Consider the following 23133-nt stretch of genomic DNA (forward strand, 5'->3'; position numbering starts at 1 on the left):
ACAAGATGACTATTGAACTAATCGCTATTGATTTAGATGGCACACTATTAACAAATGAAAAAAAAATCAGCTCAAAGGTAAAAGATACTTTAGCTAAAGCTAAAGAAAAAGGAATCAAAGTCGTTATTTGTACTGGCCGACCTTTACCAGGCGTAATGAGCTTTCTAAAAGAATTAAATTTGGAGGAAGTAGGGGATTACGCAATTACTTACAACGGCGCACTTGTCCAAGAAACTTATGACGGTAATGCTATTGCCCATCATACAATGAGTTTTGATGATTTTTTAGAAGTAGAAGCCATGAGCCAAAAAATTGGTGTTCATTGTCAAACATTAGATGAAAAAGCTATTTACACCTCTAATAAAGATATCAGTCCTTATACAGTCCGAGAATCTTCTTTGGTCAATATGCCCATTAAATACCGAAGCGTTGAAGAGATGAATCCTAATTTGGTTATCAGTAAAATGATGATGATTGATGAGCCTGATGTGTTAGATGCTGGAATTGCACAATTCCCTTCCTCTTTTTATGAAAAATACACAGTATTAAAAAGTGAGGCTTTTTATTTAGAAGTACTAAATAAAGCTGCTAGTAAAGGGCAAGCTTTAAAAGATTTATCTGATATTTTATCTATCCCTAAAGAGAACATCTTGGCTATTGGAGATAACGAAAATGATCGAGACATGTTAGTCTTTGCTGGAGTTGGAGTTGCTATGGGTAATGCCGTTGAAGGAATTAAAGCTATCAGCGATTATATCACTGATACAAATGAGTTGGATGGTGTTGCAACAGTTATTGAAAAATTAGTTTTTAATCAATAAAAAAATCCGCTTTGGAGTGTAGTGACACCCGAAGCGGATTTCTGTATTTATTTTTGGCTGAGCAATTCGCCATTTAGTGCATAATTTTCTGGTTGCATTTCATTAAGAATAACGTGTACTCTTTCACTTGGAGCCCCTGTATTTTTCACAACAGCTTCTGTTACCTCTTTGACTAAGTTAATCTTTTGTTCTAATGTGCGTCCTGCAACTAATTCAATATGGACAATTGGCATAACTATTCCTTCTTTCTTTTAAGTTTTTACTTATAACTGCTCTTATAGTAATGGGTTATTGGCTTAAAATCAATCTCTTATTTTTTAGCCAAGCGTTTCATTAGAATTCCATACATTTCTTTTGTATACTAAAATTGTACGAAAGATACTAGAAAGGAGTTTTGTTACATGTCAGAATCAAAAGTTTTGTACCAAACTACTGCTATTAATACCGGCGGACGAAATGGCGAAAGTCATTTACCAGATAAATCCTTCTCGGTTCGCGTATCTACACCCAAGAAAATGGGAGGCCCAGGACAAGGAAGTAACCCTGAACAACTTTTCGCGCTTGGTTACAGTGCGTGTTTTAATTCAGCACTAGAGCACTTTATGAAAAAAGAAAATAGTAGTGAGAAAAGTCAGGTTACTGCAACAATCGAGTTAATTTCTGACCCTACCGATAACGGTTCCAAACTAGCTGCTACTATAGAAGTAGCTATTGAAGGAAAAGAATTAGCTGAAACTAAAGAATTGGCTGATAAAGCTCATGCATTTTGCCCTTACTCAAAAGCAACTAAAGGCAACATAGCTGTTACAGTAACAGCCGTAGAATACAAAGAAGAAATATAAGAAGAACTAACTGATAAAAGAGAGAAGGATTTTAAATCCGACTCTCTTTTTCTTTACACTTTTCCTCTTCATTTCTTAGTTCTAGCAGGTCATTCTTTTCTTTTTTATCTTTTATAAACTGTTCAATCGCCCAACGATGACTGCCTCGCTTTAATTTCTTTAACGCTTCTGGTAGTGTCATCCATTCTATGCCGTTAAAGTCTTCCAAAGGTTCGCTGATCTTTTCCCAAGAATCAATAACATAAAAGTAAGCAGGGTTATGGTAATATTTTTCGCGATGAGTAGAATAAAAGTAATCTTCGCCAGCTCCTACATACTTGCCTACTTCTATCTGAAAGCCTAACTCCTCTACAGATTCTCTTTTAAGGGTCTCTTCATCTGTTTCTTGCTTTTCTTTTTCTCCTCCCGGTAATAAATATGATCCATTTGGTGGTGAAACAACAATTATTTTATCCGTTATACGGTTTAATAAGATACCATATACTCCGATTCGTATATGATAGTGTTCTGTTTTCAGCCTTTTACCAAAAGTATGTGCAATCATATCCATTCCCCCAATTTTTCAACTCTGCTAGTCTCATCTTATTCTCATTATTTTAACCGTTTACACGAAAAGAGTCAATCCTATTTTATACAGGAATAAAGGAGGCTAGAACTAGCCTCCTTTATTCCTCTTGTTCAATTTTTGCTGTTGCGCTTAGACTTCATTCAATTCGTGTTGCCTTACGCAGTGCTTTATTTTGAAGTACTCCATATAGCAAGATACAATTAATAGGTGCTAACACTAGGTTCTGGACTACACGTACTGGGAAAATAGCGTAAATGGCTTTATCTAGTATAATTGTTAGCCATAACGTGTTTAACCCTAAATTAATAAACAAAGTAACCAATAAAATCGCAAAAATAACCCGTTTAAGATTCTTAGGCTTTTTATACAGAATGATCCCATAGATAACCCCACCCAAAAAAGCAGATAAAGTAAATCCCGGAAAATATAGGGCTGCTTTTGGGAATAACATAATCCCCATAAAATCTGTAATCGCAGCAGTTGTCCCTGCAATCCAAGGTCCATAAAGCATGGCAATAATGGCTACTGGTAAAAAGCCAAAACCAATACGGACAATCGGTGTTTCAATAACTATAAACCTTGTCAATACAATATCTAATCCCATTAATAATCCTATGATTGAAATGCTTCTTGCATCAAACTTATTCTTTTCCATTTTGAAGATCTCCCTTTAAGAGCTCCACACATAATAACTATGCAGCGAATGCAGAAACAAAACCGCAAATTGCCTAAGCAATTCTTCGTCTGAGGGCAACATCCCATCCCAACAGCACTTAACGCTTCATTTCCTACTCTGATTATTTGACTAACAAGTTATTCACCTTGTTGCCACCCATGATTATAGCACGATTTCCATTTAGCCGCCAATAAAATAACCGTTTGTCATCCACATCTTTTTATCATCGTTTTATAACATAAATGTTGAATCACTCATTTAATCTGTGTTTATTTAGAACCGAGTTACCACTAAGAAAAGTGCGTTAAGGCATCACTTTTTTAGAGAACCTCACAAAACGCTAAAATAGATTAAGGAAGCCTAGCTGAGAATGGTCTTGGTTTGATATAGGTACTGAAGCACTTTTTTTCTAAGTATCTAGTAGGCACAGCTGTTATCTTGCTACCATCAATTAAAGGAGGATATAAAATGATCTCATTAGAACAAGTAAGCATCCTATCCGAAACGAAAGAACAAGTTATCTATGCAGTAAATGATGTTTCTCTAACCATAAATAAAGAACCATTTTTTAGACTTTTTGGGTATCGCGGAGCTAGTAAAAGTACGTTAGTTCGGACAATTAACTTATTATAAAGACCTACTAGCAGATCTGTAGTAGTAACTAAACAACATTTAATCTGTTTAAAGACAAAAGAGCTTAGACAAAAAATACTCCCATTAGATAGTTTTAACTATCCTTCATTTCCCGAGGCAGCTTTTATCATTTTTGAGTTCATTACATTTTCGTGCCGTTATAGCTCATCATTGTAACGCTCTTTTTGCAAGTTGATCCGCTAATTCATTGAACTCAATGCCTGTATGTGCTTTTTCTTTTTTGAATCTGATTGTAATATCTTTTGCCAAGACGTTAAACTCTTGAATATAATCTTTCGAAACGAGTTTATTGGCTTTCCACATGCCTGTTGCCCATTGTTCAATTCCCAAGTAATCGTAATGAATCAAGATTGACTTATAGTGGCGTGCTTTAGCCCACCGAATAGCTTCTAACGCGCCAATAACTTCGCCAGCAATTTGAAAACTCTCCACATAACGTTCATCACTACCGGCACGGTAAAACGTATCTAAAACCTTGCCCTCTTTTAACATCACCACACCATAGCTGTATTGCTTTTTTTTGCGAGCGAATGATCCATCTACATAAGCTTCAATGCTATCAGTAGCTGTCCAATCCACTACTTTTAACGTAGGTGGATTGATAAAATCTTTCGCTTCTTTTTCAGTCAGAAACGATTTGAATTGAGCACCGCTAAACCCTTTAATATGTGTTTGTGCTTCAGCCCAAGTCCGGTAAACTCCCGGTTTGCGGCCTTTTTTGATTGCATAATATTTACTTGACATTCCTTTACTCCTTTTCAATACGTTCAAAATTTTCTTATTTATTAACTTTAAGCAAGAATGAAAAGAATGTCAACGCAGAAATTAGAAAGACCGTTTAAATTCCCCTAAACATAAAGTCACCCATCAGTTGATTTTATTAACTGAAGTCAACTATAAATCAGTTGTTTTTTTGAAGTCAAGGAAGTACACTTAAAGGGAGGTGAACGATATGAATGGAATAAATATGCACAGACAATTAGTCAAAAAACGCAAAGAAAAGAAAGTGACACAAGCAGAAGTGGCCAAGTTTATGGGCGTATCCAAAGCATCCGTTTCCAAGTGGGAAAAAGGGAACAGTTTACCCGATATAACACTTTTACCTAAACTAGCGACGTATTACAATTTAAGTATCGATGAGTTACTCGGCTATTCTCCGCATCTTACGACACAAGGAGTTCGTGAACGCTACCAACAATTTGCTCATCGTTTTGTCCAAGAGGAATTTCAGGTGGTTTTCTTGGATGTGCAAGCTGAAGCAAAAGAATATTATGCAGATGTTTCCTATTTACTTGCATTGATTCAACTGTTGCTGAACCATGCAGATTTAGCTAGCGAGAAAGAAAGAGAGTGGATTCTTCAAGAATGCCTGCAGCTTACGCAACGTGTTCAAGATGAAGCCATACAATTGAGTCATCTGAAACAAGCAAACACCCTGCAAGCCATTATCTACATGGCACTTAACCAGCCAGACGAAACGCTGGGTTTATTGGAAGAAACGCTAGTTCCGTATGCAGGTGCAGATTTGATATATATCCAAGCATTAATGAGGAAAGGGGAATTGGAGCGTGCCGGAAAACTCACTCAAGTATTTGCATTCCAGTCGGTAATAACATTATTATCACAATTGTTGATGGCGATGCAGCAACTGCACTCTTCTCCTGAGCGTTTTAAGCAGACCTATCAAAAAGCTGATGTCTTAATACACTTGTTTCAAATGGATACTGTTGCGACAAGTAGTGTGGCAGGGATTTACCATACCGCAGCTGCTTATTATGCAGCACAATCCAATTCAACTGCCATGTATACTGCGCTCAATCGCTATGTAGAAGTGGCAATAAACTACCCGAATCCTGTAAAACTCACTGGGAATGATTTCTTTGATCAAGTAGATGAATGGTTAGAAGAATCACTAATTCTCGGACAACAAACACCTCGCGAGGCCAGTTTAGTGCGCAAATCATTCGAAGAAAGTATCACGAAATATCCAGCGTTTCAACCGTTTATACAAAACAAGCAGATGCAAAAATTGCTCCATACATTAAACAATAGAAAGGATTAATTAGTATGCCAGATATGACTATTATTCAAGAAAATTTACCGTTGCTTATCCCTTTGGTTCTCATTCAAATCGTATTGATGATTACTGCACTCCTTCATCTACTCAATCATCCGAACGTGAAACGCGGATCCAAAATAATGTGGATCCTCATTATTGTGTTAATCAACACCATTGGACCAATCGCTTATTTCCTCTTCGGGAGGAGTGAAGAATGACCCCTGCATTGGAAGTATCCCATCTCAAAAAAATGTACGGCAATCAAACTGTCTTAGAAGACGTTAGTTTTACTGTTAAACCAAATACCATTTACGGATTTTTGGGAAAAAATGGATCCGGTAAAACAACAACCATTAAATGTATATTAGGGTTGACGAACCATACGTCAGGAAAAGTCCACATAGATAATCGGCTGATTGAATATGGAAAAGAGCTTCCTTCAGGATTAGTAGGCTTTTTACCTGATGTCCCTGAGTATTATAACTATTTAACTGCGAATGAATACCTACATCTTTGTGGTGAAATAACGAACATGACAAAAAAAGAACGGCAAGCTAAAACTTCAGAATTGCTAAAATTAGTAGGACTTGAAGACGCAAAAAAAAAAATTGGTGGCTACTCAAGAGGAATGAAACAACGCTTAGGCATTGCTCAAGCACTTATTCATGATCCGCTTTTGCTTATTTGTGATGAACCCACTTCTGCATTAGATCCACTGGGACGAAAAGATGTGCTAGCCATTTTAAAAAAAGTCAGTAAGAATACCACCGTTGTATTTTCGACTCACATTTTGGCAGATGTAGAAGCGATTGCGGACGAAGTAGCTATTTTGCATGAAGGAAAAATTGCCCGTACGGGCAGCTTAGCTGAGTTGACAAAAAGCCAAGAGCAATCAACTGTTAGCGTTACTTTTCATTCTAAAGAGGAAGCAGTGGCTTTTAAAGACACACTTATTCAATTAGAAGATGAAGAAGAGATTAAAATATCAGAACGATTGGTTTCAGTAGAAACACTTAGAGGAGAAACCGTAATGTCACAATGGTTAACTTTATTCCCGCAACATCAGTGGATTCCAGAAAAAATTGAATGGCGAAAAGCCACTTTAGAAGATGTTTTTTTAGAGGTGACCAAATGATTGCTTTTGGTGCATTTTTGAAAAAAGAAAGCTTGGAGTTGATGCGTTCATACAAAGGATTTCTATTTCTGGCTTTGTTTACTTTTTTAGGTATTTTGAGCCCAGTATCAGCGGTATTTATGCCCGATTTAATTGCCGAATTTTTACCAGCAAATATTGAATTGGTTTTGCCTGAACCGGCCGCATTAGATTCTTGGGTACAATTCCACCAAAACATTACGCAAATAGGTTACGTTTTCTTAGTCATTGCGTGGAGTAATACGTTTGTGAAGGAAAAAGGGCCACTCGTATTACTTGTAACTAAAGGTTTGAAGCGTCCGGTCGTCTTCTTTTCCAAATATATTATGGCAAGTGCCGTTTGGACAGTGAGCTATCTCATTGGCGCAGCGATTACTGCGGGCTATACGTACTATTATTTTGCAGATACCTGGGAAACAGCGGGTTTATTATGGGGACTAGCTGGAGTTTATCTCTTTGGGTTATGGTTACTTGCCTTCCTCTTTCTCGGTGCTGTATTATTTGACTCCACCTTTGGCGCGCTCGCATGGACAGGAGGAGCAATGGCGATTTTATTCTTTTTAGAATTATTTGTCAAACTGGCCGAATGGAGTCCACTTCAGGTAGTTACAAGTTTCACAGAAACATACCAAGCAGGCGGAATTAATACTGAGTGGAAACAAAGCGCAATCGTTCTTGTAGTCAGCAGCATACTTTTCCTGATTGGAACCCCTTTATTCTATAAAAAGAAAGAACTTTAAACAAATTTTCCTTTTATATCGAAAAGAGTGTATCAAAAGTCGTTTAGCTTTGAAAAGATTTACAAGTTGCATCTATAAACACAGACCTGTCAATGACTAAAACTTTTTGGAGTAGAAATCATTTGCCTTTTGGAGCATGTTTTAGAGAATTTTATTCGGAGTCTGAGACAATTGTCTTAGACTCTCTTTTTTAAGTGTCAGGAAGTTGAAGTGTCATCACGTTACTTTCCTTATTCATTAAAAAACCATCAGACAGTCAGAGGTGATTTTTCAACATACTTTAATCCTAACATTTCACCATATATACTAACAGTACTCGTTTCATTTTGCAGCTTCTTTTCGGGAGTGATTAAGAACCAAATCCTTTCAGCATTTTTTCAAGAAAGGCTTTTTGATTCTTTTGCATTACCGGTTATTCGTTCTTCCTTTTTATCGTCTTCTTCTTTATCAGTCATCCTTTACATCAATAACTAAAACATCGCCAGGCTTAGCTTCTTGAATCGCTTTTAGCGCGACCAAGTTATCTCCTACAGGTATTTTAAGGTGCAAGCTCGTCCTACTATTTTATATTCTTCTTTTAAAGAACGTATGGAAGAATTTATATTGTCAGATCTTTTGTTGCATTAGATATACAACTGGTTGAAATCTCTGCAAATTAATCATTTGTTTTCCTTCTTTTAATTTTTCATTTTTTCTGTTTTTAACTGAAGACACCTGTAATAGAGAGTACAAGCTTTGCACTTAAGTCTAAAAAATAAAATAAACCATCTTATCTAACATATTAACTTGAGATGGATAAATTAATTAATTGTTAAAAATTATTTTTAATACTGTCCTATCTGAAAACTATTTTGCTAACATTTTAATGCTTGTATTGACCTTAACTAGTTTTTCTAATTTTTCTTCAACTACTTTATTTATCTCGCCCATTTTATCAACTGCACTCATATAATTTAAATGTTCCTGCGTATGCATACTTTTTTTAAATTGCATAATATTTTTTTGCATTTCAATTATTTCATTCAATATATCCAAGCTATCTCCATAGGCTTCAATAAAATCTTCCAACTCTGTTTTCACTTCAATTTCAACTTTAGTTTTCTCCACGTTACTCCTCCTATTGCAAATTTATGTTCTTAATTTCGTTTCTTGAATCTACATAAACTATTGTAACCGTATAGTCTTTCGTAAGTAAACTAATATCTTCTTTAATCAGACAAATAAATACTAAAAAACCTTTCCCTTATTATAACGGAAGATTTCTCCTTGAAAAAGCTATTTGTCCTATTCCATACATCACAAAAGCTAGGATGAAAAGAAGAATTGTTAACCAAAGGCTGCTTTCTTTCCCCATGAGGATATTTTCTGGAGAGAATAAAGTTAAGAATGTGAAATACTTTAAGAAATTGTACTGTTCGCCTTGATTAGCCAACATTTGGATTAAAAATGCCAGAACGGGAACACCAATACTCCAAGAATAGGCGGTACGTGCTTCGTTACATAGGCAAGAGATTAAAAAACCAAACCCATTGATAAATAAATGCAACCCCAATAATCCAATGTTTAAATATAAGTAGGATGAGATGTCTAATTCTCCAGGAAATGTCAGTTCTGAATAGATTAATCCAATAGTCGTGGAGGCTATTAATAACAAAATCAAACTACCAATAGCTACTGTCGTTTGAGTTCGTATTATTTTACCTCTTGATGTGGGCGTGGCTAATAGATAGGCCATAGAACCATCATCTACATATTTAACAACTAATTTATTTGATAAAATAATTGAGAATATAAGCGGAAAAACAATTAATATGAAGCCAAATAAATAGGAAGATAAATAAGCTGTTAAACTAGCTTCTGCTGCACCAACCATACCAAATGCTTGCATTATTCCTGGCATGGCTTTTTCAAAATCAGCCATAATATTCCCTAGTTCAGGATCAAACATGGAAATAATAATCGTTTCATACATAGTCAAGATAAGTGTAAATAACAATAGAAGTACCCCTATAGATTTCATTTCTTTTTTAAATAACGGCCAACTAATCATGCTGATCCTCCCCATAGAAGTGCATAAAAGAATTCTCTAAAGTTTGATGTATCATTTCCATATTTGCAATAGTATATTGGGCTAATAACCTAATCAATGGATTAACATCTCCTTGAACCATTACTTTTACTTGTGTTTGATTCAAAACTTTTGCTTGAGGTGATTCTGCTATAAAAGCTTTCAACGTTTCGTGGTTAAAAAATGTTAAAATAAAGGTTTTATTTTGACTTTCTTTTAATATTTGTACGTCTTGTGTTGCCATCAATTTACCATTTTTTATAATAACTACTCGATCACACGTTCGTTCAATTTCTTCAAAAAGATGGGATGACATTAAAATAGTCGTTCCCTTCTTTTTTTCTTCTTGGATAAGTTTAATAAACTTATTCTGCATAAGTGGGTCTAGTCCACTGGTAGGCTCATCAAGAATCAAGATATCACTTTCTTGCATAAACGCACAGATTAGTCCAATTTTTTGTTTCATTCCTTTAGACATCTTTTTTATTTTCATATCAGGATTTAACTCAAAATAAGAGCATAATTCTTTTGCTCGATTAATGTTTTTTAACCCTTTCATTTCGCTAATAAATCGGATGAATTCTAGTCCATTCATATTATTCATAAATACAGGTTCTCCTGGTAAATACCCAATATGCTTTTGAATACTCATCGCCTCTGTCTTAGGATCTTTTCCCAGTATTTTACAAGAGCCTTTATCTGGCGTAGAAAATCCCATCAGTTGTCGAATAGCCGTTGTTTTACCAGCACCATTTGGTCCTAAGAAACCTAAAACTTCTCCCTTTTTCAAATCAAAAGTTAAATCAAATACTCCACGATTACTTCCATAATCAACTGTCAGTTGGTTTACTTCAATAATATTCATAACATTTACTTGCCCCTTATCTATAAGAATACATTTTGTGATTCCATTAACTCTGTTAAAACGCTGGTAATTCATATTATGAATAATTGATTCTCTTGTTTGTATAAAATGGTTAACCCTCTTTTATAAAACGTACTTTTTATTTTTTCACTAGCGAACACAACTGTGCGTGTTTTATGTAAATCAATCTATATACTTTTCGAATAAATCGGAATCATTTATAATCGCTATTTTATCCTCTTTGACTGGCGAACATTTCTTATTCAATCATACTATCATAATTCAAATTAAATTTATATTCTATTTTTTCTTCTATAACAAAGGATGCATTTTTTTGTATTTATCTTTAGTCTTCCTTATGGTACCATGATTCTTTGTAAATGAACTCTAATACTAATAATGATATGCTTTTTAAAAGAAGGAAGGTATTTATGCAAAATTATAAAAATGACTGGTTTGGTAATATCAGAGGTGATATTTTAGCTGGAGTTGTTGTCTGTTTAGCTTTATTCCCTGAAGTTATTGGCTTTATGTTAGTTGCAGGTGTAGAGCCAATTGTTGGTGTCTATGCAACCTTTTTTATTACAGCTATTGCTGCGTTCTTCGGAGGAAGAACAGGGTTGATTTCTGCAGCTGCTGGTTCCGTTGCTTTAGTACTCGCAAATTTGGTTGCAGAACACGGGGTTAACTATCTTTTCGCTGCAACAATTTTAGCTGGACTTATACAAGTAGTTTTAGGCCTATTTAAAGTAGGTATTTTGATGCGGTATATCCCAAAACCTGTTATGCTTGGATTTGTAAATGGTTTAGGTATTATGATGTTTCTATCTCAATTAGACCATTTTAAAGGATCGACAGTTTTAATCCTATTGGGGGTTATTGGAGTTGCTATTATTTTTCTAGCACCCAAATTGACAAAAAGGATTCCCGCACCTATTATTTCAATCGTAGTCATTACGACACTAGTATTAAGTTTAAACTTAGATGTTCAACTGTTGGGTGACCTAGGAAAAATCTCTAGCGAATTACCTCGTTTTGGAATTCCAAAAGTCCCCATGAACTTAGAAACGCTAATAATTATTTTCCCAACTTCTCTTTCAGTTGCTATTGTTGGATTAGTTGAATCTTTATTAACTGCTCAATTAGTCGATGAGTTAACAAAAACACCAAGTGATAAGAATCGCGAATCCTTAAGTCAGGGTTTAGGGAATCTAGCTTCGGGATTTTTTGGCGGAATTGCTGGTTGTGGAATGATCGGTCAAACTATTATTAACACTAGTTATGGTGGAATCGGTCGTTTAGCAACTTTCTTATCTGGTTTCTTTATGTTGATGTCTGTCGTCTTATTCAATAAAATAGTCATCCAAATCCCGATTATTGCCTTGGCGGCTGTGATGGTCGTTGTAGCTTACGAAACTGTTGATTGGAGATCCGTTAAACGATTAACTATCATGCCTAAAAATGAGAGTTTTGTCATGATTATAACTATCGCTATTGTATTGGTTACACACAATCTAGCGTATGGAGTAGTCGCAGGAACTTTAATCAGTGCTATTTTTGCTGCATTTAAAATGACACATATCAGTATAGAAAAAGGTACGGATAACGACGACTATCATTACAAAGCTCACGGTCATCTTTACTTTGCATCAGCTGAAAAATTTACAGATTTTTTCATGAATGATTTTAATCATGAAGGAGAGTTAATTATTGATGTTAGTGCAATGACCTTATGGGATTCCACAGCCGTTGAAGCAATTGATAAATTAATCAGTAAACATAAAGTAACCGGAACTAGTGTAACACTTACCAATGCTAACAAACAAAGTGACGAACTCTTGAAAAAAATATCATCTCACCCCACTAAATAATTATAAAAGCTAATTATAAAAGGACAGAATACTGTAACGATAATCAAAAATTAGATTTCTAAAACCAATTTGGATTATCAGCTCATAACTTCTGGCCTTTTTTCCTCATGAATTTAACTACTCATCTCATTGATAATAGAGAAATAATTTTCAATCTTTTTTTGTTCCTTAAATCCCTTAAACCATCTGTTTTCTCAACAGTTTTCAAATAAATCATAAAAAAAAAGAAACATCAACAGTGATTATACACTATATGTAGTGTATAATCACATATGAAAAGCAATATATAGTGTTTTTAACCAGAAATAATCTAGGAGTGATTAAAATGATGACCAATGTTTCTAAAGATGAAAAAGTAAATACAAAACGATTAAATGAGGATATCCACCTTTTCCCTCAAGTTCACCCAATTACAGAGCAGATGACTTTAACTTATACAGGAGTCTCACGTCTTGTTATGTTAGATCGCTATTCTTTTAAAGATAGTTCCAAAGACACTCTTTCTGTAGGAGACTTAGTTGTTTTAACTGTCAAAAATGATCCTAGTTACCCGACTCGCGGAACAGGATTCATAAAAGAAATTGATTATGAAAATCATACGGCTCAAATTACAATAGAAGAAGAATACCGTGGGGCTATTGAACAAAATTCAGGCATAGTCACTCGCGATTTAGACTCTATTGAAAAACCATTAGAAATTTATTACGAACAAATCGCAAAACGAAATGCAACAGGTTTATCAGCAGTTGAACCCGGAGAAAAGCAAAAAGAAAGTTCTTACCAACTTTTTTATAATGAATTAATGAATTTAAATTTTATTCCTGCCGGTCGAGTTTTATATGGTGCCGGTTCGGATACCGAGGTAACCTATTTTAATTGTTATGTTATGCCTTTTATTCCTGATTCACGTGGTGGCATTTCGGATCACCGCAAAAAAATTATGGAAATCATGAGTCGCGGAGGCGGAGTTGGCACAAATGGTTCTACATTACGCCCTCGTAATACATTGGTTCGAGGTGTAAATGGCAAATCTTCAGGTTCGGTTTCTTGGTTAAATGATATTGCTCAACTGACTCATCTAGTTGAACAAGGTGGCAGCCGCCGTGGTGCTCAAATGATTATGTTGACCGATTGGCATCCCGATATCATTGAGTTTATTATTTCTAAAATGCAAAACCCACGGATACTTCGTTATTTAATTGAACATACAACAGATGCTCAAATCAAGAAAATGGCTTCTGAAAAACTAAAATTTACGCCTTTCACTGAACGTGAATCTGCAATGTACCAAAATATCTTGAATTATAAAAACATCCCTGGTACCGGTGGTTTTGATGCAGCTTCCTTACAAGAAATTGAAAATAAAATCAAAACTGGCGGAACTTATGGTGTTCATGATCCCGACTTTTTATCAGGTGCCAATATTTCTATTTGCTTAACAGATGACTTCATGCAAGCGGTCGATAATGATGAAGATTATGCCTTGCGCTTTCCTGCTGTTGAATCTTATAATCAAACAGAAATGGCAAATTATGATACTCATTGGACAGAGGTTGGGGATGTTCGTGAGTGGGAAGCTAGCGGTCATGCTGTTAGGACTTATCGAACAATCAAAGCACGAGAACTTTGGAAGCTGATTAACATTTGTGCAACTTATTCTGCTGAACCTGGTATCTTCTTTATCGATAATGCTAACGAAATGACAAATGCAAAAGCTTATGGCCAAAAAGTAGTCGCAACGAATCCATGCGGAGAACAGCCATTGGCTCCCTATTCTGTTTGTAATTTAGCTGCCATTAATTTAGCTGAAATGGTAAATAAAGATAGCGGTGCAATCAACTTTAATAAATTAAAACAAACTATTAAAACTGGTGTACGAATGCAAGACAATGTCATTGATGCTACTCCTTATTTTTTAGAAGAGAACGAAAAGCAAGCGTTAGGCGAACGTCGTGTTGGTCTTGGCATTATGGGATTAGCTGATTTACTCATTTACGCTGGCAAAGAATACGGTTCTACTGCTGGAAATAAGTTAGTTAATCAACTATTCGAAACTATTGCTGTTACAGCTTACGAAATGTCCATTGAATTAGCCAAAGAGAAAGGAAGTTTTCCCTTCTTGATTGGTAAAACAAATGAAGAAACCGCTCAATTACGTGAAAACTTCATTAATACCGGTTATATGAAAAAAATGCCCGAATCTATTCGTCAAGCTATTTTAACCTATGGTATCCGTAACTCTCATTTGCTTACAGTTGCTCCAACAGGGTCAACTGGTACGATGGTTGGAGTATCAACCGGTCTAGAGCCTTACTTCTCTTTTAGTTATTTTAGAAGCGGACGGTTAGGAAAATTTATTGAAGTAAAAGCAGATATCGTTCAAGATTATTTAAAGCACCACCCTGAAGCAGATGAAAATCATCTACCTAGCCAATTCATATCCTCTATGGATTTAGAACCTGAGGCGCATGTTGATGTTCAATGCATCATTCAAAGATGGGTAGACAGTTCGATTTCTAAAACAGTTAATGCCCCTCGTGGTTATGGCGTAGAACAAGTCCAAAGTATCTATGAGCGTTTATACAAAAACGGGGCTAAAGGAGGAACTGTTTATGTTGATGGTAGTCGTGATTCCCAAGTATTGACACTACATGCCGAAGAAAATAATCGGGATATTGATACAGATTACTCTGAAAATACTGTTCACTCTACCTCAAGCATATCAGAAACCACTATTGGTAATGAAGTAGGCAACACTTGTCCTATCTGTCGGCAAGGAATTATTGAAAGTTTAGGTGGCTGTAATACTTGCACCAACTGTAATGCTCAATTAAAATGCGGCTTATAAATAGAATAGTAAAAAAATAGCCTCTATTGAAAATAAAAATTTTCTACAGAAAATTTTTATAACGTGGCTAATGATTCCAAAGTGTTAGTTAGTGACTTCTTGATTCAGGCTCCTGATTTACCTACAACGTTTCAAAAAGTAGAGCTTTTGCTATTTCAAGTGCTGTTAAAACTCGAAATGCTCTCGAACACTATAAAGAACTTGTCAGAGAAGATAAAAAAGTATTTTAAATGATACGGTTACTGATTTCAAAAAGATTCAGGAGAACTATCTAGACATCGTAGAAATGCTAAATTAAGTTAATGTCTTCTACAGAAATAACATTCTCCTTCAAAGCATTAATAATGCTTTGGAGGAGAATGTTATTTATCATTCTCTATTTAATATTGAGCGTCCAGCATGGTGATGTATTTTCCTCCAATCGACTAAGCCTTCACCTAGACCACGTAATAAAATCTCTCCTGTTCCCATATTAGTAGCTAAAGGAATTTCATAAACATCACTTAAACGTAGTAGAGCACTGACGTCTGGTTCATGAGGTTGTGCTGTTAATGGATCTCTCAAAAAAATCACCATATCTATTTTATCATCTGAAATATAAGCTCCAATTTGTTGATCTCCACCTAATGGTCCTGACTTAAACCGGTGGACATCTAGATCAGTCGCATCAATAATTCTTTTGCCTGTTGTTCCGGTAGCATAAAGAGAATGTTCTTTTAAAATATCTTGATAAGATGAAATTAGTTTGACCATTTCGTCTTTTTTCTTATCGTGAGCAATCAATGCAATATTCAATCTTATTCCTCCTTTTTCATTCTAACCTTACACTAATAATAACATGGAAAGAATGAAATCGCATATTTTACACTAACCTAACCTAACTAAGAAACAAAAAAGTAAGCTCAATTTAACTATAGCAATAAATAGTTAGCTTGAGCCAATTAGTATATTTAAGCATTGTAAGCACACTATGATGAATTTAGTTTTGTTCTACAATGAATTGTTTTACGCTATCGTCAAGTTCATTTACAATTTGATTCATTTCAGTTGTGGAATCTACTATATTTCCACTCTTTTTATACCACCTTTAGCTAGTTAAGCTCCTTCTTAATTGAGAGGCTTGTGAATCTCGGTGCAACGCTCTTTCAGATAAGCACGTTAGTGAGTTAGCGATAAAAAATCGGTAACTTGTCCATTCTTTTTCTGGGTGAAAATAAGAAATATCCCAGACTTATCCATTTCGGCACTAAAATGGACGAATGGGAAAGAAATTTTTAAAAAATTTTGTTTTCTTGAATAAAAACCGATAATCTAACTAGTACGATAAACATAGTTCTGTAAAAGATCCTATGACTGCTTCAGGGTATAAAAAATTTAAATTTCTCCTCTCTTTTTCAATTCTTAACAAAAAAAGTCATGTTTATTCATACATTCTTCATACTTCGTCAGTATAGTAAGGACATACCAATAACAACCACCTTTTTTATATTTTCATTTTACCTAATACTCCTCCAAAGTATAGGTACTACTCCTTTTAGCCACTTGTTTTAAAAACAAGTGGCTTTTTGTTGTGTATCTTTTATCTTTATATTTTCTGATTGAAAGTAAAAAAATTTGAATCTAAGAGATACCGTTAGATTGATTAGGTGTTTATTCTTGAACCTCTGTTTTTCTTACGATACACTTGTATTAATAAATAATAGAAAGAGGGAATCGAAGCATGGGGAAAAAAATTGCAGTAGTAATAACGAACTTATTTGAAGATAGCGAGTTTACCTCACCGAAAGAAGCACTGACAAAAGCAGGTCATGAAATCACCACTATTGAAAAAAAAGCAGGAATTCAAGTAGTGGGCGCTAAAGAACATGCCATTGTTACGATTGACAAAAGTATTGATGATGTTTCTCCGGCAGATTTTGATGCTTTATTGATTCCAGGTGGATTCTCTCCTGATCAACTACGTGCAGATGAGCGATTCCTGACTTTTGTTAAAGGGTTTGTACAGGTTAATAAACCAATCTTTGCTATTTGTCACGGCCCTCAACTTCTAATTAATGCCGAAGTTGTTAAAGGCAAAAAAATGACTTCTGTTAAACAAGTCGGTGTAGATTTAAAAAATGCCGGAGCTTTGTATGAAGACAGCGAAGTCGTTAAGGACGATAGTGGTCTGATCACGAGTAGAACTCCTGAAGACTTACCTGCTTTTAACAAAGCCATTTTAGAAGCTTTATCTTAAACTATTCAATTAAAGTTATTGAAGACAAGTTAATCATCAAAAGGCTCTTACAGGAAAAAAATCTGTGAGAGCCTTTTTGTTTGAAGCAAATAAAAATTACTTAATAATAGAATAACTACCAGTCAGCGTCGTTATTTTCTACTATTCCTTTACATGCATAATGAGAGGATAGTTTTTTCAATCGAAAACTGTTAGAATTGTAGGCAATTGAAGTTTAGTTAATTTTTTTAAAATGACTATATTCTGAAAGAAAGAATGGATGGGTGTAATGAATAAAACAGCAAGACAAACTTTAGCAACATGTGAACGCGTTGTCATAAAAGTTGGCACTAGCACGATTATGTATCCTAATGGAACGGTTAATTTACAAAAACTAGATAAATTATCTTTTGTTCTAAGTGATTTAAGAAATCAAGGTAAAGAAGTGATATTAGTTTCCTCAGGAGCCGTTGGCGTTGGGCTTCACCGATTAAAATTACAACAATCTCCTAGATCTATTCCTGAACAACAAGCTGTTGCCTCAGTTGGACAAAGTGAGCTAATGAGTTTATATAGTACTTTTTTCTTCAACTATGGTCAAATTATTGGACAAGTCCTAATGACTAGAGATATTATTATTTTTCCAGAAAGTCGTTTGAACGCTATTAATACTTTTGAACAACTACTCAAACAAAAAGTTATTCCTATTGTGAATGAAAATGATACCGTTGCTGTTGATGAATTAGATCATGCTACTAAATTTGGCGATAATGACCAATTATCAGCTATCGTAGCAGAAATCACTCAAGCTGATTTATTGATTATGTTATCAGACATAGATGGGTTTTATGATCGTAATCCTAATGAAGATGATCAGGCTAATTTGTTCCATGAAGTTAATTGTATCACTCCAGAATTATACTCACTTGCAGGCGGTGTAGGTTCGAAATTCGGAACAGGTGGTATGGTTTCAAAATTAAAAGCAGCTGAACATGTTTTAAAACAATCCAGTAAAATGGTTCTAGCGAACGGTGCAAATCCAACAGATATTTTTAAAATTATTGCCGGTGAAGAAATTGGTACACTTTTTACCCCTGCACACGACTAACCCATAGAGAGGAATCTTAATTTATATGAAAACATTAATAAAATTTGGCGAAGATGCTAAAAAAGCTAGTCGCTATCTAGCACTAGCTTCAACAAAAGAAAAAAATAATGCCTTAAGAATGATGAGCCTAGCAATCTTAAATAATATTGACGAGATTCTATCAGCCAATCAAAAAGACTTAGCCGCCGCTAAAAAAAATAATATTCCAGAAACGCTTTTAGATCGATTAATTTTGAATGTAGATCGTCTTCAAGAAATGGCAGACGGTCTGAATCAAATTGCTGATTTACCGGATCCTATTGGAGTAGTTGATGGTATGTGGAAAAACGAAGCCGGTTTAACTATCGGAAAACAAAGTGTTCCTCTTGGAGTAATCGGTATCATTTATGAATCTCGCCCAAATGTGACTACAGATGCAGGAGGTTTATGCTTTAAATCAGGTAACGCGGTTATCTTAAGAGGCGGAAAAGAAGCTATCTACTCTAATAAAGCGTTGATTAAAATTCTTCAATCTACTTTAGCAACTACTGGCTTCCCCACAGCTTGTCTTCAATTAGTCGAAGATACTTCTAGAGAAACGGCTCGTGAGATGATGCGTTTAAATCGTTATCTGGATGTTTTGATTCCTCGTGGAGGAGCACGCTTAATTCAAACCGTAATGGAAACGGCCACTGTTCCTGTTATCGAAACCGGAACAGGCAATTGCCATGTTTATATCGATAAAGATGCACAATTAAAAATGGCAACAGATATTATCGTTAATGCAAAATGTTCTCGCCCTTCCGTTTGTAATGCTGCAGAGACTTTGTTGATTCATGAAGACGTTGCTGTTGAATTTTTGCCTATTATTGAAAAAGCTTTAGCTGAATACACTGTTGAATTAAGAGCAGATAAAAAAGCTTTTCAATTGTTAGAAAAATCTATCCTAGCAACAAAAGAAGATTGGGAAACAGAGTTTCTTGACTTTATTTTAGCCGTAAAAGTTGTTTCTTCATTAGATGAGGCCATCACGCATATCAATCAATATAGCACTGGTCATTCTGAAGCCATCGTGACAGATAATTATTTTTCAGGACAACAATTCCATCGCGAAGTCGATTCTTCAACCGTTTATATCAACGCCTCGACACGTTTTACAGACGGTTTTGAATTTGGCTTTGGTGCTGAAATCGGCATTAGTACTCAAAAACTACATGCTAGAGGACCAATGGGTCTCGCTGAATTAACCTCTTCCAAATATATCGTCTTTGGAGAAGGACAGATTCGTTAATTTCTATTTTATTGAAAATTTCATCATCTATAATTTAAACCAAGGTGTCGTTAAGCTTGGTTTTTTATTTGTTTCAGATTCTACTTAAGTCATTTGAATCAGATACCCTTGAATATCTATTTTAACTCCATTTAATAAAAAATTAATCTACTTTTATTTTTTGTGTTTATGCTACACTAAGAGAGAATCTAAAGAGAAAAGGTGACTCATTATGAATAAAAAAGAATCCATTGCTATTGTCGGTGCTGGCATCGTAGGAGCAACAACTGCATTTTATCTGAGTTCTGAAGGCTACGATGTCACCATTTATGATGAGGGAACAGGGCAAGCAACATCGGCCGCTGCTGGAATTATCTGCCCTTGGCTGTCACAACGCCGCAATAAAAAATGGTATCAATTAGCCGCTGCTGGTGCAGCTTTTTACCCAACGTTGCTCCATGACTTGAACGAAGATGCGGCTGACTCTGACATTTATCGTCAAGTCGGGACACTGGTTTTTAAAAAATCTCCTGAATTATTAACCAAACTTGAAAAAATAGCTTTAAAAAGAAGAGAACTAGCACCTGAGATTGGTGAACTCGCTATCCTTTCACCTGCTGAAATTAAAACCAAGCTTCCTTTGATAGAAACAAATCAATCCGCTTTATTTGCCTCCGGTGGAGCTCGAGTTGATGGGTCATTACTGACTAGAAAGCTGTTAGATACGGCTATTTTAAATGGTGCAGAGTATTTGAACGAAAAAGCTCAGCTAATATCTTCCAATAATGGAACTTATTCTATCTCCACAACTAAAGAGACCCAACCATTTTCTGCTGTTATTTTAGCTGTAGGTGCTTGGCTGCCAGAAATTTTAGAACCTTTAGGCTTTTCTGTTGATATCCGTCCACAAAAAGGCCAATTAGTTTATTTAGAAGTAGCAAAAGAAACAAAAGATTGGCCAGTCGTTATGCCAGATGGCGAAAAAGATATTATTCCTTTTCCAAACGGACGCATCGTGGTAGGCGCTACCCACGAAAACGATGAAGGTTATGACTTAACGCTCACTGAAGAAAAACTAACTGCGATGTTAAACGAGGCTTCTAATTTTGCCCCTAGCTTAGCGAAAGCAAAAATTAAAGAAGCACGCGTTGGTACTCGTGCGTTTACTTCTGACTTTGCTCCATTTTTTGGTGAAGTTCCACAATCTCCTAAGCTTTACGTAGCCAGCGGTTTAGGTTCTTCTGGCTTAACTTCAGGGCCAATTATTGCTCGTATGTTGACTCAATTAATCATGGACAAGCCCACCGATCTGCCAATATCTGATTATCCTGTAGCTCGCTACATTAAAAAAATCGCCCGAAACAGCTAACAATTACTACCTTATAAAAGAAGCTGGGACAATACTGTCTCAGCTCCTTTTATTTTTTCCTATTCGTTTATTTAATCTTAGCAGTAAATTATTGTTTTACTGCGTAACTTAAAGGTTCGATTAAAAATTCTTCTTTGTCTTCGACATAGACACGGTGCCAAACCATAAACGTCAGCATCACCCATATTTTACGGGAATGATCAATTTTACCCACTCGATGTTTGTTTAATAAATCTACTACGTATTTTTTATTCAATAAATGGTCTGTTTGAGAATCATTAATAATCTTCAAAGCCCAGTCATACATTTCATCTTTTAACCAATGACGAATAGGAACTGGGAACCCAAGTTTTTTACGATATAAAACGTTATCTGGGACTATCCCTTCAACAGCTTTTCTTAAAATATATTTTGTCGTCCCATTGGCAATCCTCAGATTAGCTGGGATTTGCTGAGCAACCTTAAATACTTCTTTATCCAGGAAAGGTGTTCTTAATTCCAAAGCATGAGCCATCGTTGTTCTATCTGCGTTCGATAATAGATCACCGCTTAACCATGTATTGATGTCAATCAACTGCATTCTATCTATAGGGCTGTATCCAATTGTCTGCTGATACAAGGTCTCTGTTACTGCTTTATAAGGATAGTTGAGATTATAATTTGTTAAGATTTTTTTCTTTTCTACTTCATCAAATATCTTAGCATTGCCTACGTAACGTTTTTCTAAAGAGGTTGTTCCTCTTAAAAGAAAACTTTTACCCTTCACCCCTTCTGGCATTAATCTAGCTAAGTAGTTGATCGCGTAATTCGTTACACGACCTGTATTAGCAAATAGTCTTAAAGAATGTGGTTCATTATAAATGCCGTACCCACCAAATAGTTCATCTGCACCTTCGCCTGATAAAGCAACTTTCACATGTTTTCGAGCTAACTTTGATAGAAAGAATTGAGGTACAGCTGCTGGATCAGCTAAAGGGTCATCCATATGCCATACAAATTTAGGGAATTCATCCATAAACTCTTGGGCGGTAATGGTGTAACTAAAATTTTCTACTTTCAATTCTTCTGCCGTTTCTTCGGCTAAGTTTATTTCATTATACCCTTCTCGTTCAAAGCCAACGGATAAGGTTTTTAATTTTGGATTAAACTCCTTAGCTATCGCAACAATAATGGATGAGTCAATCCCACCTGATAGAAAAGAGCCTACCGTCACATCTGAACGCATATGCTTTTCAATCGAATCATATAGACTATTTTTTATTTTTTCAGCAAATATCGTTTCAGTATTCTTTACTGGTCTAAAATCAGCCTGCCAGTACTTTGTAATAATCATTTCTTCATTTTCTTTTTTAGTGATATAGTGTCCTGGTGGTAATTCTTTAATTGTTTTATGCAAGGTGTTTGAACTAGGTACATACTGAAAGGTTAAATAATTTTGTAGAGCAACTTGGTCTAGTTCCTTATTACCAATCACGCTTAAAATAGCTTTTTTTTCAGAAGATACATAAAGTCCTTCATCTTCAATTGCGTAATAGAAGGGTTTAATACCAAATTGATCACGTGCTCCAAAAAATGTTTTTTCTTGTTTATCCCAGATAACAAAAGCAAACATGCCACGTAGTTTAGCTGTTATCTTTTCTTTGTACTCTGCATAAGTAGCTAATATGACTTCTGTATCACTATCTGTCTGGAAGGTATAGCCTTTAATAACTAATTCATCTCTTAACTCTATGTAATTATATACCTCACCGTTGAAAATAATCCAATACCGTTCTTCTTCATAAGATAATGGTTGATGGCCATTTTCAATATCAATGATACTTAAACGCCGAAACCCTAGTGAAATAGATTCATCAACGTAGTAGCCTTCTTCATCTGGACCTCTATGCACAATAGATTGGTTCATCTTTTGAACAAGCTTTTTTTGATTTCTAACTAATTGTTCTTTTTCATTCGATACATATCCAACAAATCCACACATTCTAATTTCCCTCATTCCTTCAGCTCTCAAACAAAAAATTATTTTA

At 35.3% G+C, this 23133-nt stretch carries 22 protein-coding genes and 1 riboswitch; of the genes, 13 read left to right on the top strand and 9 right to left on the bottom strand.

The window, feature by feature from the left end:
• Window positions 1-5 precede the first annotated feature (5 nt).
• Window positions 6-821, top strand: a complete 816-nt coding sequence (gene yidA, locus BR44_RS06480; RefSeq protein ID WP_034551367.1) for a sugar-phosphatase — start codon at window positions 6-8, stop codon at window positions 819-821.
• Window positions 822-868: 47 nt separating this feature from the next.
• On the opposite strand, the gene BR44_RS06485 is transcribed toward yidA, so the two are convergent.
• On the bottom strand, window positions 869-1054 hold the full coding sequence (locus BR44_RS06485; protein WP_034551370.1) for a 2-hydroxymuconate tautomerase: 186 nt from the start codon (window positions 1052-1054) through the stop codon (window positions 869-871).
• Between the two features lie 168 nt (window positions 1055-1222).
• Here BR44_RS06485 and BR44_RS06490 point away from each other — a divergent pair, with 168 nt between their 5' ends.
• Window positions 1223-1663, top strand: a complete 441-nt coding sequence (locus BR44_RS06490) for an organic hydroperoxide resistance protein (RefSeq protein ID WP_034551372.1) — start codon at window positions 1223-1225, stop codon at window positions 1661-1663.
• Between the two features lie 31 nt (window positions 1664-1694).
• Here the strand turns inward: BR44_RS06490 and BR44_RS06495 are convergent, their stop codons facing one another.
• Window positions 1695-2207: an NUDIX hydrolase gene (locus tag BR44_RS06495; protein ID WP_084676107.1), complete on the bottom strand. Its 513-nt coding sequence runs from the start codon at window positions 2205-2207 to the stop codon at window positions 1695-1697.
• 160 nt (window positions 2208-2367) lie between these two features.
• Window positions 2368-2886: a folate family ECF transporter S component gene (locus BR44_RS06500; protein ID WP_034551375.1), complete on the bottom strand. Its 519-nt coding sequence runs from the start codon at window positions 2884-2886 to the stop codon at window positions 2368-2370.
• Window positions 2887-2926: 40 nt separating this feature from the next.
• Window positions 2927-3029, bottom strand: a riboswitch (THF riboswitch).
• 346 nt (window positions 3030-3375) lie between these two features.
• Here BR44_RS06500 and BR44_RS11505 point away from each other — a divergent pair.
• A complete protein-coding gene (locus BR44_RS11505; protein ID WP_156954910.1) occupies window positions 3376-3540 on the top strand; it encodes a hypothetical protein in 165 nt (54 codons plus the stop codon).
• Window positions 3541-3708: 168 nt separating this feature from the next.
• Here BR44_RS11505 and BR44_RS06505 read toward each other — a convergent pair whose 3' ends face one another.
• A complete protein-coding gene (locus BR44_RS06505; RefSeq protein WP_034551378.1) occupies window positions 3709-4305 on the bottom strand; it encodes a ribonuclease H1 domain-containing protein in 597 nt (198 codons plus the stop codon).
• Window positions 4306-4513: 208 nt separating this feature from the next.
• On the opposite strand from BR44_RS06505, the gene BR44_RS11130 reads away from it, so the two are divergent.
• From BR44_RS11130 to BR44_RS06525, 4 genes are all read left to right on the top strand, one after another.
• The gene (locus BR44_RS11130; RefSeq protein ID WP_051912584.1) at window positions 4514-5623 is read left to right on the top strand and encodes a helix-turn-helix domain-containing protein; all 1110 of its coding nucleotides are present in this window, start codon (window positions 4514-4516) and stop codon (window positions 5621-5623) included.
• Window positions 5624-5700: 77 nt separating this feature from the next.
• Window positions 5701-5838, top strand: coding sequence for a PLD nuclease N-terminal domain-containing protein (locus BR44_RS06515; protein ID WP_245592993.1), 138 nt, complete (start codon window positions 5701-5703; stop codon window positions 5836-5838).
• Entirely contained in the window at window positions 5835-6755 is a 921-nt protein-coding gene (locus tag BR44_RS06520) for an ABC transporter ATP-binding protein (RefSeq protein ID WP_034551380.1), read from the top strand. Before BR44_RS06515 ends, BR44_RS06520 begins: the two co-directional genes overlap by 4 nt.
• Window positions 6752-7513: a hypothetical protein gene (locus BR44_RS06525; protein WP_051912585.1), complete on the top strand. Its 762-nt coding sequence runs from the start codon at window positions 6752-6754 to the stop codon at window positions 7511-7513. Before BR44_RS06520 ends, BR44_RS06525 begins: the two co-directional genes overlap by 4 nt.
• A gap of 846 nt (window positions 7514-8359) precedes the next feature.
• Here BR44_RS06525 and BR44_RS06530 read toward each other — a convergent pair.
• The 3 genes from BR44_RS06530 to BR44_RS06540 all read right to left on the bottom strand — a co-directional run bounded on the left by BR44_RS06530 (window position 8360) and on the right by BR44_RS06540 (window position 10446).
• Window positions 8360-8620, bottom strand: a complete 261-nt coding sequence (locus BR44_RS06530) for a hypothetical protein (RefSeq protein WP_034551382.1) — start codon at window positions 8618-8620, stop codon at window positions 8360-8362.
• Window positions 8621-8759: 139 nt separating this feature from the next.
• On the bottom strand, window positions 8760-9563 hold the full coding sequence (locus BR44_RS06535) for an ABC transporter permease subunit (protein WP_034551384.1): 804 nt from the start codon (window positions 9561-9563) through the stop codon (window positions 8760-8762).
• Entirely contained in the window at window positions 9556-10446 is an 891-nt protein-coding gene (locus BR44_RS06540; protein WP_034551385.1) for an ABC transporter ATP-binding protein, read from the bottom strand. Before BR44_RS06540 ends, BR44_RS06535 begins: the two co-directional genes overlap by 8 nt.
• A gap of 431 nt (window positions 10447-10877) precedes the next feature.
• On the opposite strand from BR44_RS06540, the gene BR44_RS06545 reads away from it, so the two are divergent.
• A complete protein-coding gene (locus BR44_RS06545; RefSeq protein WP_034551386.1) occupies window positions 10878-12317 on the top strand; it encodes a SulP family inorganic anion transporter in 1440 nt (479 codons plus the stop codon).
• 328 nt (window positions 12318-12645) lie between these two features.
• Window positions 12646-15165 (top strand): vitamin B12-dependent ribonucleotide reductase, encoded by a 2520-nt coding sequence (locus tag BR44_RS06550; protein WP_156954999.1) that lies wholly within the window; start codon window positions 12646-12648, stop codon window positions 15163-15165.
• A gap of 369 nt (window positions 15166-15534) precedes the next feature.
• Here BR44_RS06550 and mgsA read toward each other — a convergent pair whose 3' ends face one another.
• Window positions 15535-15960, bottom strand: coding sequence for a methylglyoxal synthase (mgsA, locus tag BR44_RS06555; protein ID WP_034551388.1), 426 nt, complete (start codon window positions 15958-15960; stop codon window positions 15535-15537).
• A gap of 925 nt (window positions 15961-16885) precedes the next feature.
• On the opposite strand from mgsA, the gene BR44_RS06560 reads away from it, so the two are divergent.
• From BR44_RS06560 to BR44_RS06575, 4 genes are all read left to right on the top strand, one after another.
• Window positions 16886-17401 carry a type 1 glutamine amidotransferase domain-containing protein gene (locus BR44_RS06560; RefSeq protein ID WP_034551390.1) on the top strand — a complete coding sequence of 172 codons (516 nt, stop codon included), beginning with the start codon at window positions 16886-16888 and terminating at the stop codon, window positions 17399-17401.
• A gap of 259 nt (window positions 17402-17660) precedes the next feature.
• Entirely contained in the window at window positions 17661-18488 is an 828-nt protein-coding gene (gene proB / locus BR44_RS06565; RefSeq protein ID WP_425393557.1) for a glutamate 5-kinase, read from the top strand.
• Between the two features lie 25 nt (window positions 18489-18513).
• The gene (locus BR44_RS06570; protein WP_034551394.1) at window positions 18514-19758 is read left to right on the top strand and encodes a glutamate-5-semialdehyde dehydrogenase; all 1245 of its coding nucleotides are present in this window, start codon (window positions 18514-18516) and stop codon (window positions 19756-19758) included.
• A gap of 211 nt (window positions 19759-19969) precedes the next feature.
• A complete protein-coding gene (locus BR44_RS06575) occupies window positions 19970-21106 on the top strand; it encodes an NAD(P)/FAD-dependent oxidoreductase (RefSeq protein ID WP_034551396.1) in 1137 nt (378 codons plus the stop codon).
• Between the two features lie 88 nt (window positions 21107-21194).
• Here BR44_RS06575 and asnB read toward each other — a convergent pair whose 3' ends face one another.
• The gene (gene asnB, locus BR44_RS06580) at window positions 21195-23087 is read right to left on the bottom strand and encodes an asparagine synthase (glutamine-hydrolyzing) (protein WP_034551398.1); all 1893 of its coding nucleotides are present in this window, start codon (window positions 23085-23087) and stop codon (window positions 21195-21197) included.
• Window positions 23088-23133: the final 46 nt, after the last annotated feature.

The sequence above is a fragment of the Carnobacterium funditum DSM 5970 genome (assembly GCF_000744185.1).
Classification (GTDB): Bacteria; Bacillota; Bacilli; order Lactobacillales; family Carnobacteriaceae; genus Carnobacterium_A; species Carnobacterium_A funditum.

Coding starts and splice junctions, on each gene's coding strand:
- yidA (WP_034551367.1), top strand. CDS start 6: ATGACTATTGAACTAATCGCTATTGATTTAGATGGCACACTATTAACA.
- BR44_RS06485 (WP_034551370.1), bottom strand. CDS start 1,054: ATGCCAATTGTCCATATTGAATTAGTTGCAGGACGCACATTAGAACAA.
- BR44_RS06490 (WP_034551372.1), top strand. CDS start 1,223: ATGTCAGAATCAAAAGTTTTGTACCAAACTACTGCTATTAATACCGGC.
- BR44_RS06495 (WP_084676107.1), bottom strand. CDS start 2,207: ATGATTGCACATACTTTTGGTAAAAGGCTGAAAACAGAACACTATCAT.
- BR44_RS06500 (WP_034551375.1), bottom strand. CDS start 2,886: ATGGAAAAGAATAAGTTTGATGCAAGAAGCATTTCAATCATAGGATTA.
- BR44_RS11505 (WP_156954910.1), top strand. CDS start 3,376: ATGATCTCATTAGAACAAGTAAGCATCCTATCCGAAACGAAAGAACAA.
- BR44_RS06505 (WP_034551378.1), bottom strand. CDS start 4,305: ATGTCAAGTAAATATTATGCAATCAAAAAAGGCCGCAAACCGGGAGTT.
- BR44_RS11130 (WP_051912584.1), top strand. CDS start 4,514: ATGAATGGAATAAATATGCACAGACAATTAGTCAAAAAACGCAAAGAA.
- BR44_RS06515 (WP_245592993.1), top strand. CDS start 5,701: ATGATTACTGCACTCCTTCATCTACTCAATCATCCGAACGTGAAACGC.
- BR44_RS06520 (WP_034551380.1), top strand. CDS start 5,835: ATGACCCCTGCATTGGAAGTATCCCATCTCAAAAAAATGTACGGCAAT.
- BR44_RS06525 (WP_051912585.1), top strand. CDS start 6,752: ATGATTGCTTTTGGTGCATTTTTGAAAAAAGAAAGCTTGGAGTTGATG.
- BR44_RS06535 (WP_034551384.1), bottom strand. CDS start 9,563: ATGATTAGTTGGCCGTTATTTAAAAAAGAAATGAAATCTATAGGGGTA.
- BR44_RS06540 (WP_034551385.1), bottom strand. CDS start 10,446: ATGAATATTATTGAAGTAAACCAACTGACAGTTGATTATGGAAGTAAT.
- BR44_RS06545 (WP_034551386.1), top strand. CDS start 10,878: ATGCAAAATTATAAAAATGACTGGTTTGGTAATATCAGAGGTGATATT.
- BR44_RS06550 (WP_156954999.1), top strand. CDS start 12,646: ATGACCAATGTTTCTAAAGATGAAAAAGTAAATACAAAACGATTAAAT.
- BR44_RS06560 (WP_034551390.1), top strand. CDS start 16,886: ATGGGGAAAAAAATTGCAGTAGTAATAACGAACTTATTTGAAGATAGC.
- proB (WP_425393557.1), top strand. CDS start 17,661: ATGGGTGTAATGAATAAAACAGCAAGACAAACTTTAGCAACATGTGAA.
- BR44_RS06570 (WP_034551394.1), top strand. CDS start 18,514: ATGAAAACATTAATAAAATTTGGCGAAGATGCTAAAAAAGCTAGTCGC.
- BR44_RS06575 (WP_034551396.1), top strand. CDS start 19,970: ATGAATAAAAAAGAATCCATTGCTATTGTCGGTGCTGGCATCGTAGGA.
- asnB (WP_034551398.1), bottom strand. CDS start 23,087: ATGTGTGGATTTGTTGGATATGTATCGAATGAAAAAGAACAATTAGTT.